Source organism: Pseudonocardia terrae (genome assembly GCF_021343995.1).
In the GTDB taxonomy this organism is placed as follows: domain Bacteria; phylum Actinomycetota; class Actinomycetes; order Mycobacteriales; family Pseudonocardiaceae; genus Pseudonocardia; species Pseudonocardia terrae.
In genome coordinates this window covers 150,370-164,625 of sequence record NZ_JAJTTE010000009.1, presented here as the reverse complement: position 1 = coordinate 164,625, position 14,256 = coordinate 150,370, and the positions used below count along the sequence as shown (strand labels likewise).

Annotated in this window: 14 protein-coding genes; 2 read left to right on the top strand and 12 right to left on the bottom strand. The window is 72.8% G+C overall.

Annotated features, from left to right (window positions below; genetic code table 11):
• The coding region (locus tag LWC33_RS08750; protein ID WP_233303747.1) for a DUF222 domain-containing protein at positions 1 to 546 on the bottom strand (546 nt) is incomplete at its 3' end.
• 590 nt (positions 547 to 1,136) lie between these two features.
• On the opposite strand from LWC33_RS08750, the gene LWC33_RS08745 reads away from it, so the two are divergent.
• Both LWC33_RS08745 and LWC33_RS08740 read left to right on the top strand, forming a co-directional pair.
• Positions 1,137 to 2,081 carry an MBL fold metallo-hydrolase gene (locus tag LWC33_RS08745; protein ID WP_233303746.1) on the top strand — a complete coding sequence of 315 codons (945 nt, stop codon included), beginning with the start codon at positions 1,137 to 1,139 and terminating at the stop codon, positions 2,079 to 2,081.
• 103 nt (positions 2,082 to 2,184) lie between these two features.
• Complete coding sequence (locus tag LWC33_RS08740) at positions 2,185 to 2,976, top strand: FadR/GntR family transcriptional regulator (RefSeq protein WP_233303745.1); 792 nt, start codon at positions 2,185 to 2,187, stop codon at positions 2,974 to 2,976.
• Here LWC33_RS08740 and LWC33_RS08735 read toward each other — a convergent pair.
• From LWC33_RS08735 to LWC33_RS08675, 11 genes are all read right to left on the bottom strand, one after another.
• Complete coding sequence (locus tag LWC33_RS08735; protein ID WP_233303744.1) at positions 2,973 to 3,938, bottom strand: hypothetical protein; 966 nt, start codon at positions 3,936 to 3,938, stop codon at positions 2,973 to 2,975. The two genes, LWC33_RS08740 and LWC33_RS08735, sit on opposite strands and share 4 nt — an antisense overlap.
• Positions 3,925 to 4,941 (bottom strand): hypothetical protein, encoded by a 1,017-nt coding sequence (locus tag LWC33_RS08730; RefSeq protein WP_233303743.1) that lies wholly within the window; start codon positions 4,939 to 4,941, stop codon positions 3,925 to 3,927. The genes LWC33_RS08735 and LWC33_RS08730 overlap by 14 nt, the downstream gene beginning before the upstream one ends.
• A gap of 13 nt (positions 4,942 to 4,954) precedes the next feature.
• Positions 4,955 to 5,500: a UGSC family (seleno)protein gene (locus LWC33_RS36710; RefSeq protein WP_443719699.1), complete on the bottom strand. Its 546-nt coding sequence runs from the start codon at positions 5,498 to 5,500 to the stop codon at positions 4,955 to 4,957.
• Complete coding sequence (locus tag LWC33_RS08715) at positions 5,497 to 6,306, bottom strand: NAD(P)/FAD-dependent oxidoreductase (RefSeq protein ID WP_233303740.1); 810 nt, start codon at positions 6,304 to 6,306, stop codon at positions 5,497 to 5,499. Before LWC33_RS08715 ends, LWC33_RS36710 begins: the two co-directional genes overlap by 4 nt.
• Positions 6,303 to 7,973 (bottom strand): UGSC family (seleno)protein, encoded by a 1,671-nt coding sequence (locus LWC33_RS08710; protein ID WP_443719700.1) that lies wholly within the window; start codon positions 7,971 to 7,973, stop codon positions 6,303 to 6,305. The genes LWC33_RS08715 and LWC33_RS08710 overlap by 4 nt, the downstream gene beginning before the upstream one ends.
• Positions 7,974 to 7,986: 13 nt before the next feature.
• Positions 7,987 to 9,264 carry an MFS transporter gene (locus LWC33_RS08700; protein ID WP_233303737.1) on the bottom strand — a complete coding sequence of 426 codons (1,278 nt, stop codon included), beginning with the start codon at positions 9,262 to 9,264 and terminating at the stop codon, positions 7,987 to 7,989.
• A 94-nt stretch (positions 9,265 to 9,358) separates the two neighbouring features.
• On the bottom strand, positions 9,359 to 10,120 hold the full coding sequence (locus tag LWC33_RS08695) for an SDR family NAD(P)-dependent oxidoreductase (protein WP_233303736.1): 762 nt from the start codon (positions 10,118 to 10,120) through the stop codon (positions 9,359 to 9,361).
• A 9-nt stretch (positions 10,121 to 10,129) separates the two neighbouring features.
• Positions 10,130 to 11,119: a transketolase family protein gene (locus LWC33_RS08690; RefSeq protein WP_233303735.1), complete on the bottom strand. Its 990-nt coding sequence runs from the start codon at positions 11,117 to 11,119 to the stop codon at positions 10,130 to 10,132.
• On the bottom strand, positions 11,116 to 11,967 hold the full coding sequence (locus LWC33_RS08685; protein WP_233303734.1) for a transketolase: 852 nt from the start codon (positions 11,965 to 11,967) through the stop codon (positions 11,116 to 11,118). The genes LWC33_RS08690 and LWC33_RS08685 overlap by 4 nt, the downstream gene beginning before the upstream one ends.
• Positions 11,968 to 11,978: 11 nt before the next feature.
• Positions 11,979 to 13,331, bottom strand: a complete 1,353-nt coding sequence (locus LWC33_RS08680; protein WP_233303733.1) for an MFS transporter — start codon at positions 13,329 to 13,331, stop codon at positions 11,979 to 11,981.
• Positions 13,332 to 13,482: 151 nt separating this feature from the next.
• The gene (locus LWC33_RS08675; protein WP_233303732.1) at positions 13,483 to 14,145 is read right to left on the bottom strand and encodes a GntR family transcriptional regulator; all 663 of its coding nucleotides are present in this window, start codon (positions 14,143 to 14,145) and stop codon (positions 13,483 to 13,485) included.
• Positions 14,146 to 14,256: the final 111 nt, after the last annotated feature.

The window sequence follows — 14,256 nt, the reverse complement described above, 5'->3', positions numbered from 1 at the left end:
GTCCTCGTCGAGGGCCTCGAGCAGCGCGGTGCCCCACTGCTGCAGCTCGCGGGGGGTGTAGCTGGTGGCGGCGTCGGCGAGCTGGATCTCCGCGCCGGCCCAGATCTCCGGGGCCAACCGGGCCGCGGGCGGGGAGGCCAGCAGCCGGGTGAGCACGGCGACGTGGGCCAGGGAGGTGTTCCCGGCGGCGAACACTTCCGCCGTCGCGGGCAGCCGGGCGGGCAGCGCGGCGCCGTCGAGCCCGATCCGCGGGCAGACCGCGTCGGCGACGGCGACCCGCTGCGCGGCCACCCCACGGTCGAGGCACAGCAGATCCTGCAGCGCCCGGGTCGGGGAGGCGTAGCCGTGTTCGGCGAACGTGCCGCGCCGGTCCAGTTCGGCCACTACCTGCACGCCGAGCTGCTCCAGGCGCCGGGTGACCGATTCGCGCACCCGCAGCGTCTGCACCAACTCGCTCGCAGCCGCGCCCGGTCCGGTCGCGGCGACCAGCGCGTCGACGGCCTGGTCGAGCAGGCCCCACGCGTCGGCGATCGGGCTGGGGAGCATGCCCCGACCTTACTCGAACATCTCTTCGAACACAAGGTAAAGTCTGCAGCTCAGAGGCCCTCGCTTGTACAGCCCGAGCCGCCTGGACGACCCAAGGCGTCGCGACAGCAGCCGGAGTTGTCAGCCGAGCCGCTGCTCCGTCGCGAACGGCTACAACCGAAGGCGAGCCTTCTCGATCAGCCGGCCGCTCTGGTTGCAGACTCCGGCCCGCCCGGCTGGAAACGCCCGTGAGCACGCCAAGCCGTCCGGCCTCTCGGTGCGTCAGCGCTTATGCCGACCAGGCAACCGTTCAGACCACCGGTGGCCAGACGTCGGCCGCGGAGGCCACGCCGTACCTGGACACGGCCGAGATCGTCCTGCAGGCCTCGTTCCGATGCGGCTCGCCAATCGCGCCACGGATGCACGACGAGCCTGAGCAAACTGTCCCTCCCCTGTCACGAAGCGCCACCGTCGTCTGGCACGACCGCGGCCCGGTCGCGGACACCGGAACGATCAGAACGTCAGACGAGGCACCTGCCACCCATTCCCACCCGCCGACCCGCTCCCCGCCTGCCAGGGTGGGGGAACGGAGCGAGAACGGAGGCCCGCGCATGAGCGCCCACCCCCACGACATCACCATCCCCGGGCGGCCGACGCTGGAGGAGGTGTCCGACGGGATCTGGGCCTACGTCCAGCCCGACGGCACCTGGTGGATCAACAACACCGGGTTCGCGGTGGGCCCGCAGGGTGTGGTCGCCGTGGACTCCTGCTCCACCGAGCGGCGCACCCGCGCCTTCGCCTCCGCGATCGCGTCCGTCAGCGCGGCGCCGGTCCGGACGCTGGTCAACACCCACCATCACGGCGACCACACCTGGGGCAACGCGCTGTTCACCACGGCGACGATCGTCGCGCACGAGCGCGCCCGCGAGGAGATGATCGCGTTCGGGCCGCCGCGGGAGCTGCCGTTCTGGGAGAACCCCGACTGGGGCTCGCTGCCGCTCGACCCGCCGTTCCTCACCTTCACCGACCGGATCGCGCTGCACTTCGGGGACCTGCGCGCCGACGTGCTGCACGTCGGAATGCCCGCGCACACCACGAACGACTCGCTGGTGTGGTTCCCCGGGCGCTCCACCCTGTTCTGCGGCGACCTGGTCTTCAACGGGGGCACGCCGTTCCTGCTGATGGGCTCGGTCGTCGGGGCGGTCGAGGTACTGGAGACGGTCGTCGCGCCCCTCGGGGCGACGACCACGGTGCCCGGCCACGGTCCGGTGTTCCACGACCGCGCACCGCTGGACGCGACGCTCGACTATCTGCGGTTCGTCCTCGACCTCGCCGAACGCGGGCGCGCCGCCGGGGTCGCGCCGCTGCAGGCCGCGCGGGACACCGAGCTCGGGCGCTTCGCCGACTGGCCCGACGCCGAGCGGATCGTCGGCAACCTCCACCGCGCCTACGCCGAGCTGGCCGGGGCCGAGCGGGGCGCGCCGATCGACGTGATCGCGGCGCTCGGCGACATGGTCGCCTACAACGGCGGGCGGCCCCTGACCTGCCTGGCCTGAGAGGACCCGCCACCGGGCTCGAGCGAGTACGGAGGACACCGCCGACGGAGGGTCTCCTGCTCCTACAATCCTGCGCATCGTAGGAGCGGGAGGCGGTGCAACAATGACGACGGAGTCGCCCGATCCCGGCGCCGACCCCCGGTCCCCGCGTCGGCGGCCGGACCTGCGCCGCCCGCAGAAGGTGCCGCTGATGATCGCGCAGCGGATCGTCGACGACATCACGGGCGACGCGCTCCAGCCCGGGACCCGGCTCGCCGGCGAGCGGGACATGATGGCCCGGTTCGCCGCCGGCCGCGGCACCCTCCGGGAGGCCCTGCGGTTCCTCGAGCTCACCGGGGTGATCACCGTCAAGGCCGGCCCGCGCGGCGGCCCCGTCGTGATGCAGCCCGACGGCACCGACCTGGCCGGCGTGCTCGGTCTGTTCCTGCAGCTGCGGACCGTGTCGTTCCGCTCGGTGATCCAGGTCCGCGAGCTCCTCGAACCGGAGCTGGCGGCTCTGGCAGCGACCGGGGCGGACGACGAGGCGGCCGCCGCGATCGCCGACTCGATCGCCGGCATGCGCGCCTTCCTCGACGACGAGGAGAACTTCCTCGCCGAGAACGACCGCTTCCACCTCGCCGTCGCCGCCGCGGCCGGCAACGAGCTGTTCGAGCTGCTGATCTCGTCGTTGCACCTGATCACGGACGGTATGCCGCTCGGCGTGAGCTACCCACCGCGGCGGCGGGCGGCGGTCCTGCGGGCCCACGAGGCGATCCACGCCGCCCTGCTCGCGCGCGACCCGGACGGTGCCCGCACCGCGATGCGCCGGCACATGGCCGAGTTCCGGCGCTACGTCGAGACCAAGTTCCCAGGCGTGTACGAGCGGCCGGTGCGCTGGCGCGACGTCGCCCCCTAGGAGCGCCGGTCGAGCACGCGGTGGACGGCCCGGGACCCGCCGATCCAGCCGGGCAGGTGCAGCATCTTGATCCCCGGTCCACCGGAGACGATCACGTGAACGTCGGCGGGAGAGGCAGCGACCGGGTGCCCGGCGCGCGCGGTGCCGCCCTCGTACAGCGCGCGGGCGATCGACCCGGCTGTCTCCCCCAGACCCGCCAGCCGTCCGGCCACCTCCGGGGGCAGCACCACGGCCTGCGCGCCGGACGCCATCCGCGTGGGGTCACCGGCCGCGCGCACCGCGCCGGCCAGGGCGTGGGCGAGGGGGTCGAGGATCTCGGCGACCGTCCCGCCGCCGCCGCGCGGCAGCACCTCGGCGGTCCCGCCGACGGCCAGCACACTGACCGCGCTGCCGTCGAACCCGCTGCCGTCGAGCCCGGATCCGTCGCGTCCGGTGCCGCCGCGCCCGGCGACGCCGCCGAACGGGGTGCGATGTTCGGGCAGGCAGAAGGTGTAGCGGCCGGGCTGGCCGGTCGTCGCCATGTCCGTCTCGCCCGGGCGCGCCCCGCCGATCCCGGCCAGCGCGAGCGCCACGGCCCGACCCACGCAGGCGTTCACCCGGTTACCGGGTCCGAGGACGTTCGCCCCGGGGTGGAACCCGAGCCGCTCGACAACCGGACCGCCGACGACGATGCACACCGCGGCCGTGCCCGTGGTCGTCTGGACGCCGAGCAGGTTGAACTCCGGCTCGAGGCACGCGCGCAGTCCCGCGACCACGACCGGTAGCTCGGCGGGCCGGCAGCCGGCGAGGACCGCGTAGTACGCGACCTTCCTGCTGGTCAGCGCGCCGAACAGGGGCGGGACCGGCCCGAGCTCGACGTCGTCGCCGCCCATCGCGGCGAGCCGCTCCTCGGTCGGTTCGACGACGGGCAGCCCGTCCCCCACCCCCTCGGCCAGGAGCGCCTCGACCTCATCCGGCGACACGGGTGCTGACCAGCTCCGTCGCCCCGAAGGACGGGATCCATGCCGAGTGCTTCCCCGGGCCACCGGCGACGCAGATGTGCAGCTGCCCGGCGCCGTCGGAGATCGTGTAGCCGTCCTGCTCGGGCTTGATCCCGGACTCGTCGAACTGCACGTGGTTGCCCTCGGAGATCCGCTCGAGCGGGATCCGGGCCAGCTCCCACAGCCGCTCCCGGATCGTCTCGACGGTCCAGCCGTCCCGGGCGAGGGTGTCCGCGTGCTCCGGGCCGAGGACCAGCAGGTGCGGGCCGCGGACGTAGACGTTGTTGGAGCCGGACTCGGCCATGGTCCCGGCGATCGTCACGAGGATCTCCTCGCCGGTGCGGCTGCCGTGGTCGTTGACGTTGTGCGGTGGCTCGGCGGCCATGACCGACACCACGGACTCGTCGGCGGCGAACCCGCGCTGCACCGCCAGCGAGGGGAACGGCGAGTCCGCCTCGGCGAAGCAGAACGTGTACTTCGCCGGCGAGCCCTGCGTCGAGCGGTCCATGGTGCCCGGGATCGCACCGCCCACGTTGCGCAGCACGAGCGACAACGCCCGGCCCACGACGGCGTTCGCCCGGGTGCCCTGCCCGAAGCAGTTGCCCCCGGAGTTGAAGTCCAGCCGTTCCCGCAGCGGCCCGCTGACCAGCACCATCGGCGCGCACGGGTGCGTGGTCGCCAGCGATCCGTGCAGGTTGTAGGCGGGGGCCATGGTCCCGAGCAGCGCCGCCACGACCACCGGCAGGTCCGCGGGCCGGCACCCGGCCATGACGGCGTTGGCGGCGACCGAGCGGAGCGTCGGGATCATCCGGGCGGGCGGGATCGGGGCGAACTCCGGCGGGTCGCCACCGAACGCGGCCAGCATCGCGTCGACCAGGTCCTCGGTCGGCGGGATGGTGGGCAGCCCGTCGCTCCAGCCCTTCTCCTCGGCCCAGCCGAACCACTCGGCGGGGCTCAGGTCCGGGACGTCGAGCACGTCGGTCACGGGTCCTCCGTCCTCATCTCGTCCGTCTCATCTCGTCCGTTCTCATCTCGTCGAGGGCGCGGGCGACCCCGGCGTACGCGGCATCGATCCGGGTGGCGAACTCGCTCCCGTCCAGCCCGCCGATCGGATGGTCGACGACGACCACCCGCGGCTCCACCTTGCGCGCCTTGGCCTGGGCGCGGACCAAGGGCAGGAACGTCGAGGTGACGATCAGGAACGGGACGACGCCACGGCGTTCCAGTTCCACCGAGTCGTGGAGACTCCACGACGAGCAGCTGCCTCAATCGCCGATGGCGACGATCGCCATCCGGTACTGGGCGGCGAGGTGGTCGAGGGTCTCCTCCGCGGTCGGGTGCGCGGCCTGCGGCTTCGACGCGAACCCGATGTCGGTGAACCCGCGCTCGGCCTCCAGCCGCGCCGCCACCCCGCGGAGCAGCTCGGTCGCCCCCGGCTTGGAGTTGGAGAGCAGGCAGAGCGCGTCCTCCGGGATCCCGTCGTGCGCGACGGACGCGATCTCGGCGTCGCCGGGCAGGCCGGAGGTGGGGTCGACGATCTTCACGATTCCTCCAGGTACTCGACGGCGGCGAGGCCCGCGTGCAGGCCGTCCGCCGCGGCGGCGACGAGGTAGGGGGTGGTGCCCGCGACGTCCCCCGCAGCGAACAGGCCGGGGGCGTCGGAGATCAGCTCCGCGCGCGGACGGGCGCCGGTGTAGACGAACACCCCGCCCGCGTCGAGCTCGGTGCCGTCGGCCAGCGCGAGGCCGGTCATCCGGTCCTCGCCGAGCACACCGGTGACGGTGCCCCTGCGGACCTCGATCCCGTCCGGCGCGGCCGACCACCGCGGCTCCCCGGGCGCGACGATCGTGACCCGGGAGGCGAACGCGGTGAGCTCGCGGGCCTCGTGGGCCGCCCACTCGTCGTCGCCGACGACCACGACCGGCTTCCCGGCGTGGAGCGGCCCGTCGCAGGTCGCGCACGTCGCGACGCCACGGCCGGTCCAGTCACCCGGCACGTCCAGCCCGCCGTCGGTGAGCCCGGTCGCCACCACCACCGCCCGTGCGGCCGCGTCCCCCTCGGCGGAGGTGACCGCGAACCCCGGGGCGACCGCGGTGACCTCCCCGTACGCGATCTCCACGCCGGCGGCCATCGCCTCCTCGAGCAGGGCGCTCATCAGGTCCGGTCCGGTCGTCTTCACGCCCGGGTAGCCCACGACCTCGCCGATGTTGACCAGCCGCCCGCCGGGTGAGAGGGCGTCCCACGCGCAGACCCGCAGGCCTCGTGACGCGGCCACCCGCGCCGCCGTCAGGCCCGCGATCCCGGCCCCGACGACCGCGAGATCCCAGTCATGATCCTCTCGGGCGCTCATGTCTCGATCCGCCGGCTCACCGGCACCCCCTGTACGTGGTTCTGGACGTAGCCGCGGGACTGGTTGCGGCCCTCGTTCCCGGCCAGGACGATCGCGATGTCCTCGGCCCGCGGGCACATCGGCACGAGCCGCCCGGGATCGTCCCCGGCGTAGCGCGGGTCCAGCTCCCCCCGCTCGACCAGCGACGACACCCGGAAGCTCGTGGACCCGACGGCCCACGCGCACCGCTCCAGCTCCGCCACGGAGATCAGCATGTGCTCGGCGAGGTAGCGGCGCAGCGCGGGCTTGTCGTAGCCGTGGCGAGCAAGAGCCGCCGCGATGGACGGGCCGAGCACCAGCAGCGGGTGCCACGCCCCGAACTCCATCCCCGTGTACGACCACGGCCCCATCGCGTTGCCGAACACCAGCGCCAGCGGCTCCAGGTGGTCCGCCACGGAGTCCCCGCCGGTGTAGATCGGCGCGCTCACCGTGAGGCAGCTGCGCACCGACACCACCGAGTCCTCGGCGGCGAACCCGAGGTCCTCGCGGTGCGACGGCCAGCCCAGCTCGCGCACGGCGTCGTCGTTCTCGGCCAGGACGACGTGGAAGGACGCGCCGATCGCCCCCTGGTCGGTGTGTTCCGGCAGGATCCGCAGCCCCGCCAGATTGCGCAGGTAGAGCCGTAGGAACCGGCCGACGGACGTGTTCGCCCGGTTTCCCACGCGCAGCGCGCCGGTGCGCGAGTTGAACCCGAGCCGCTCGACGACGGGTCCGGACAGGACGATCAGCGACTCCCACCCGGGCGTCGAGCCGGCGTCCTGGACCCGGAACTCCGGCGCGGCCACGCACTCGACGATCCCCAGCAGCACCGGCATGTACTCCGGGCGGCAGCCGGCCATGACGCCGTTGACCGCGACCGACCACACGGTGGCCTCGCGCAGGTCCGGCGGGAGCACGCCGAGCACCTCGTCCGGGTCCCTGCGGGTGTGCCGCAGGAACTCCTCGACCCGCTCGACGGTGGGCGGCACGATGGGCAGCCCGTCCGACCAGCCGTGCTCCTCGAAGGCGTCGAGCACGGCGTCGAGGTCCCCGCGCACGACGACGTCCCGGGGCCCCGGCTCGGCCTCGGTCGCCGCCGCCTCGGCGGGGTACGTCCTGGTCAGCGCGTCGACGACGGCGGGTGCGACGATCTCGCGCATCTTCTCCCGGAACACGTCGGACTCGTCGGTGAGGATCACGCCCGGGTAGCTGACGATCGGCACGTGCGGGATGCCCAGGGACTTCCCGATGGCCCGGCCCATCGGCTCGAACGAGGCTCCGCCGATCGCGACGGCCGGGACCCCGGCCCGCTCGGCGGCGGCTGCGGCCCGCATCACGGCAGGCATGCAGGAGCCTCAAGCACCGACGGCGGCGACCACCAGGTCGACGCGGTGGGCCCGGAGCAGCTCGGGCAGCTCGCCGAGGACCCGCTTCTCCTCGGCGGCGGAGGCGTGGAAGTTGCCGAAGGCCTCCCACCCGACGAAGGAGACGTCACCGTGGCGTTCGCGGGCGACCTCGCTGATCACCTCGAACATCTCGGGCCCGCGGAACAGCTCGTCCCACAGGTAGGCCACGGTGCGGCCGCCGAGCTCCGCGGGGCGCTCCCCCGCCTCGACCGCCTCCAGCACCTTGCGGCCCAGGGGCCACACCGCCTCGAACACGTCAGTCCTCCGCCGTGATCTCGCGTCCCGCCCGGTCCTTGAGGAAGAACGCGGACAGGAACACCAGCGCCGCGCCGAAGCCCGCGATGGACACGGCGATGCCGTACCCCGAGCCCGCCGCGACGATCCCGCCGATCAAGGTGCCGAACCCGGAGAGCCCGCGCCCGACGTTGTACGCCGCCGCCGAGCCCAGCGACCGGATCCGGGTGGGGAACAGCTCGCCGAACCACACCCCGAAGATGCCGAAGTAACCCAGGAACAGGCTGCTCAGCAGGTACATCCAGGTGAAGGCGCCGAGGCCGGTGCCGCCCACGGCGAGCCCGAACATCACCAGGAACACCACGGCCTGCAGCCCGGAGAAGACGAGGAACACCGGGCGCCGGCCGAGCTTGTCGGACAGCCAGCCGGCCAGGATGAACCCGACGAACGAGATCGCCGAGGCGAGGTAGAGCACCAGGCTGGCCGCGTTCGCGTCGAACCCGAGGTCGCTCTTGAGCAGCGACGGCATCCAGGTGGTCGCGGTGTACGGCACCCACTGGGCGCCGAAGGCCGCCACCAGCCCGACCAGGATGATCGGCAGGCTGTCCTTCATGAACAGCTGCCGCCAGCCGGAGCGCTGCGCCATCGCCGCGACGTCCGACGACAGCTCGCCCGCCGCCTTGCGCCGCTGCAGCTCCGTCCACTGCTTCGACTCCGGTGTCGCGTACCGCACCCACACGCAGGCCAGCGCGGGCAGCACGCCGATCAGGAAGGCGTAGCGCCAGTCCGGCAGCAGCTGCGCGGCCAGGATCGCCAGGGCGTACGCCGGCCAGAGGGAGGACTGGACGAGCCCACCGCCCAGCCCGCGGCGCTTCGGCGACCAGGCCTCGTTGAGCCAGGCGAACCCGACGGCCCACTCGCCGCCGGTGCCGACGCCGGTGAAGAACCGCAGCACCACGAACACCCAGAAGTTCGGGGCGAGGAAGACCAGCCCCGTGGCGACCGAGTAGATGAGGATCGACCAGATCAGCGTCCGACGACGGCCGAACCGGTCCCCGAGGTAGCCGAACGCCAGCCCGCCGACGGCGGACCCGATGAGCTGCACCAGGATCGCCACGCTGAACGTGCCGGGTCCGATCCCGTACGCCGCCATGATCGGCGCCGCCAGCAGCGACGGCAGCATGAAGTCGAAGTACTCCATGCCCCAGCCGAGGCACGCGGCGGCGAGGACCCGGCGCCGCTCCCCCGGTGTGTAGGCGAGCGAGCCGGTGGCGGCGGATCGTGCCTGGCCGGTCGTCATGGGTCACCCCCTGCGGCCGGGCGTCCCTGCCCGGCCTCCTGGCATGACCGCACCGTAACAATCATAGGAGCGAGGCGGAACGCTCCGACGGAGCTCAGTGGATGTGCGAGCCGCCGTTGACGTCGTAGGTGGCGCCGGTGATGTAGCCGGACTCCGGGCGGCAGAGGTAGGTGATCAGGTCGGCGACGTCGGCCACCCGGCCGTTGCGCCCCACCGGGATCCCGGCGATGAGGGCCTGCTTGCGCTCGCCCTCCAGCGCACCGCCGGTGATGTCGGTGTCGATCAGACCCGGTGCGACGGAGTTGACGGTGACGCCGTGCTCGCCGATCTCGCGGGCCAGCGCCCGGCAGAACCCGAGCTGGGCGGCCTTCGCCGCGGAGTACGCGACGCCGCCGAACACCCCGCCCCCGCGCTCGGCGGACACCGAGGACAGGAACACGATCCGGCCGAAGCCGCGCTCGGCCATGGCGGGCGCGAGCCGGCGGGTGATGTTGTAGGCGCCGCGGACGTTCACCGCGAAGATGCGGTCCCACTCGGCACCGTCGACGTCGAGGAACCGGGTGGGCGAGGTGATGCCGGCGTTGTTGACCAGCGCCCCGACCGGCGGGGCGTCCGCGACCAGGGTCTCGACGGCGGTCGCGACCGAGGCCTCGTCGGTCACATCGCAGGCCAGGCCGAACGCCTGGACCGGGTGGGCGCCGGCGATCTCGTCGGCGGTGGCCTTGGCCGCGGCCTCGTCGAGGTCGAGGACGGCGACGTTCCAGCCCGCGGCGGCGAGGGCGTGGGCGGTGGCGCGGCCGATGCCGCGCTTCGACGCGGCCCCGGTGACGACGGCGGTGTGGTTCGAGACGGACATGGAGCTCTCCTAGAGGGCGGCCTTGACCCGCGCGCAGAGCGCGTCGGTCGACAGGCCGTAGCGGTCGTGGAGGGTGGGCAGGGCACCGGCGGCCAGGAACTCGTCCGGCAGCGCGGCGGGCTGGATCCGGGTGGCGATCCCGGCGTAGGCGGCGGTGGCGGCGACCGCCTCGGACAGCCCGCCGACCACGGTGTGGTTCTCCGCGGTGATGACGAGCCGGTCGGTGCGCAGCTCGCGCACGATCGTCTGGGTGTCCAGCGGCTTGATGGTCGGCACGTGCAGGACGGCCGCGTCGACGTGGTCGGCCTCGAGGCGGGCCGCGGCCTGCAGGGTCCGCATGGTCATCAGCCCGGTGGAGACGAACAGGACGTCCTTGCCCGGGCGGACCAGGGCCGCCTTGCCGAGCTCGAAGCGGTAGTCGTACTCGTCGAGCACGGTGGGGACCTTGCCGCGCAGCAGGCGCAGGTAGGTCGGCCCGGCGTGATCGGCCAGCTGCGGCACGGCCTGCTCGATGTCGACCGAGTCGCAGGGGTCGACGATCGTCAGGTTCGGGCAGGCGCGCAGGATCGCGAGGTCCTCGGTGGCCTGGTGGCTGGGCCCGTAGCCGGTGGTGAGGCCGGGCAGCGCGCCGACGACGTTGACGTTCAGCCCGGGTTCGGCGATGTCCAGGCAGAGGAAGTCGTAGGCCCGGCGGGTGGCGAACACCGAGTAGGTCGAGGCGAACGGGACGAGCCCGACCTCGGCCAGTCCGGCGGCGGCGCCGAGCATCGCCTGCTCGGCCATGCCCATCTGGAAGAACCGGTCGGGGTTCGCGTCCCGGAAGACGTGCATGTCGGTGTACTTCGCCAGGTCCGCGGACAGCCCGACGATCTCGGGGCGCTGCTCGGCGAGCCGGTTCAGGGCGTGCCCGAACGGTGCGGACGCGGTGCGCTGACCGGGGTCGGCGAACGAGGCGATCATCGCCGAGGTGGTGAGGCGCTTCTTCACAGGGGCGCTCATCGCTGAACTCCGTCCAGTGCGTCGTGGGCGGCGGACCATTCGTGCTCGGCGACCGGCATGAAGTGGGCCTTCTCCCGGGTCTCGAGGAACGGGACGCCGCGGCCGGTGCGGGTGTCGCAGATCAGCACGGACGGGCCCGTGGTGTGGTCGCGGATCTCGTCCAGGCCGACCAGCAGTGCGTCGACGTCGTTCCCGTCGACGCGTACGGCGTGCCAGCCGAAGGCCCGCCACTTCTCGGTCACCGGCTCGGTCTTCAGCACGCCGGGGGTCGGGCCGTCGGCCTGCAGCCCGTTGACGTCGACGATCGCGGTCACGTTCGTCAGGCCGTGGTGGGCGCACGCCATGGCGGCCTCCCAGGTCGAGCCCTCGTCGAGCTCACCGTCGGAGAGCAGGTTGAAGACGCGCGCGGGGTTGCCGCGGTGGCGCAGTCCGAGCCCCATCCCGCAGGCCACGCCGAGGCCGTGGCCCAGCGAGCCACCGGAGATCTCCATGCCCGGGGTGTAGGAGGCCATACCGGACATCGGCAGCCGGGAGTCGTCCGAACCGTAGGTGTCGATCTCGGCGAGCGGGATCGTCCCGGCCTCGGCGAGGGCGGCGTAGAGCGCGATCGCGTAGTGCCCGATGGAGAGCAGGAAGCGGTCGCGGCCGTCCCACTCGGGGTCCTCGGGGCGCAGCCGCAGCTCGCCGTCGCCCTTCGCGTAGAAGGCGGCGAGCACGTCGGCGACGCCGAGGGCCTGGCCGATGTAGCCCTGCCCCTGCACCTCCCCCATGGTCAGGGCGTGGTGCCGGATGCGGGTCGCGGCCGCGCGGACCCGATCCGCCTTGGTGACCTCGATGGTGGTGGTCATTCCTCTCCTTCTCAGGCGCGAGCGGGCTGTGCCGCGGTCTCGGACGTGGCGAGGGTCTGCTCCAGGGCGGCCACCTCGGCGCGCTCGGTGCGGCCCCAGGTCTCGCGGGTCAGCAGCGTCGCGACGAGGCCGAGCACGCCGTACGCGCTGAACAGCAGCGCCGGGCCGACCCAGCCGGTGCTCACGAACAGCGCGGTGGTGATCAGCGGGGTGAACCCGGAGACGACGGCCGAGAGCTGGTAGGCGAGCGACGCGCCACTGGTACGGGTGCGAGCGTTGAACAGCTCGGAGAACCAGGCGCCCTGCACGCCCGCCAGGCAGTTCTGACAGACCGCGTAGCTCACGACGAAGGCCAGCACGATCGCCACGGCCTGCCCGGTGTTGAGCAGCAGGAACAGCGGCACGCCCCAGGCCACCGAGATCACGGTGCCGATCAGGTAGACCGGGCGGCGGCCGATCCGGTCGGTCAGCGCACCCCACAGCACGGTCGCGACGATCCCCAGGGCCGCGGCGAGCATCAGCCCGAACAGGGTCGTCGAGCGCTCGGCCAGCTTCTCACTCGCGAGATAGGACAGCACGAAGGTGACCGAGATGGCGTAGCCGGCGGTCTCGGTGATCCGCAGGCAGAACGCCCGCACGACGTTGCGCCAGTCGTCACGGAGCACCTCGAGCAGCGGGTTCTTCGCGACCTCGCCCTCCGACCGGAGGGTCTCGAACTCGGGGGACTCCTCGACCTTCAGCCGGATCACGATCCCGACGACGATCAGCACGGCCGACAGCAGGAACGGCACCCGCCAGGCCCATTGGTCACCCAGCGGCACCGACAGCAGGAACGCCGCGTTGGCCAGCAGCAGCCCGACCGGGAAGCCCGCCTGCGTGATGCCGGTGTAGAGCCCCCGCTTGCGCCACGGCGCGTGCTCGAAGGTCATCAGGATCGCACCGCCCCACTCGGCGCCGAACGCCAGGCCCTGCACGACCCGGACGGCGACGAGCAGGATCCCCGCCCACACGCCGACCTGCGCGTACGTAGGCAGCACACCGATCAGGACGGTCGCGACGCCCATCAGCAGCAGCGACCCGACCAGCACCGGCTTGCGGCCGATCCGGTCGCCGAGGTGCCCGCCGATGATGCCGCCCAGCGGGCGCACCGCGAACCCGATCCCCAGCGTCGCGAAGGACAGCAACGTCCCCGACAGCGGGTCGGTCGACGGGAAGAAGACGTGGTTGAAGTACAGGGCCGCGGCCGTGCCGAAGCCGATGAAGTCGTAGGTCTCGATCGTCGCCCCGATCGACGACCCGACGGCGACCCGCCTGCGGGCCGGTGTTCCCCGGACCGCCGGCGCGGCCGCGTGTTCTCCGGACATGTGATCTCCGCTGATCCGTTGTCGGCCGAGCAGTGGATGTCTCCCGACAGTCCGACTGTTAACACTCGGCAGTGATGGAGAAACCATGCGACCTCACGGGCCCACTGTCAACAGTCGGACAGAACTTTCCCGAATCCGGACGAGCCGGGGCTCAGCACGCGCGAGTGCTCGTGAAGTGGTCGGCTGCCGCGGCCATGTGCTCCTCCACCACGGCCAGCGCGCCCGGGAGGTCGCCCCGCTCGATCGCCTCGATGATCGGCGCGTGGCGGCCCGGCGTCATCATCGCCGGCGCCTCCTCCGGGTCCCGGTTCATGATCGTGACCCGTATCCGGCCCTCCAGGTGCCGCCAGGACTCGACCAGCATCGGATTGCCCGACAGCTCGCACAGCCGGACGTGGAAGCCGAGATCGGCCTCCACCTTCGCCGCGAAGTCCTCCCCCGCGCCGGCCAGCTCGTCGACCGCGGCCCGCAACGCGGCCACGGCCGCCGAGCGGTCCGGCCGCGCGATGATCTCCGTGACCGCCAGTCCCTCGAGCGCCGCCCGCACCCGGAACAGACCTCGGATCTCCTCGGCGGACAAGGAGTTCACCCGGAGCATCCCGCGGTTGCCCGCCGTCACCAGGCCCTCCTGCTGAAGGTGCCGAAGCGCCTCTCGCACGGTTCCCCGGCTCACCCCGAGCCGGCCCGCGAGCTCGACCTCGCCCAGGTGGTCACCCGGCCGGTACGCCCCGGAGGTGATCGCCGAGCGCAGGGCCCGCAACACGCGCTCCCGCAGCGTGCTGCGGTCGATGTTCGGCAACGGCTCGACGGACACGGGGCTCCCTCCGACTGTCGACAGACTACCTGCCGACATCCGCATCACCGGCGCACGACCCGGAAAGCCCGACTCACCCACACCGGGCGGTGCCGGCCGGCCCCGACTCGC

What these genes read in the sequence shown, in the direction of transcription:
- LWC33_RS08745 (WP_233303746.1), top strand. Translation starts at nt 1,137, where the DNA reads ATGAGCGCCCACCCCCACGACATCACCATCCCCGGGCGGCCGACGCTG.
- LWC33_RS08740 (WP_233303745.1), top strand. Translation starts at nt 2,185, where the DNA reads ATGACGACGGAGTCGCCCGATCCCGGCGCCGACCCCCGGTCCCCGCGT.
- LWC33_RS08715 (WP_233303740.1), bottom strand. Translation starts at nt 6,306, where the DNA reads ATGAGCGCCCGAGAGGATCATGACTGGGATCTCGCGGTCGTCGGGGCC.
- LWC33_RS08700 (WP_233303737.1), bottom strand. Translation starts at nt 9,264, where the DNA reads ATGACGACCGGCCAGGCACGATCCGCCGCCACCGGCTCGCTCGCCTAC.
- LWC33_RS08695 (WP_233303736.1), bottom strand. Translation starts at nt 10,120, where the DNA reads ATGTCCGTCTCGAACCACACCGCCGTCGTCACCGGGGCCGCGTCGAAG.
- LWC33_RS08690 (WP_233303735.1), bottom strand. Translation starts at nt 11,119, where the DNA reads ATGAGCGCCCCTGTGAAGAAGCGCCTCACCACCTCGGCGATGATCGCC.
- LWC33_RS08685 (WP_233303734.1), bottom strand. Translation starts at nt 11,967, where the DNA reads ATGACCACCACCATCGAGGTCACCAAGGCGGATCGGGTCCGCGCGGCC.
- LWC33_RS08680 (WP_233303733.1), bottom strand. Translation starts at nt 13,331, where the DNA reads ATGTCCGGAGAACACGCGGCCGCGCCGGCGGTCCGGGGAACACCGGCC.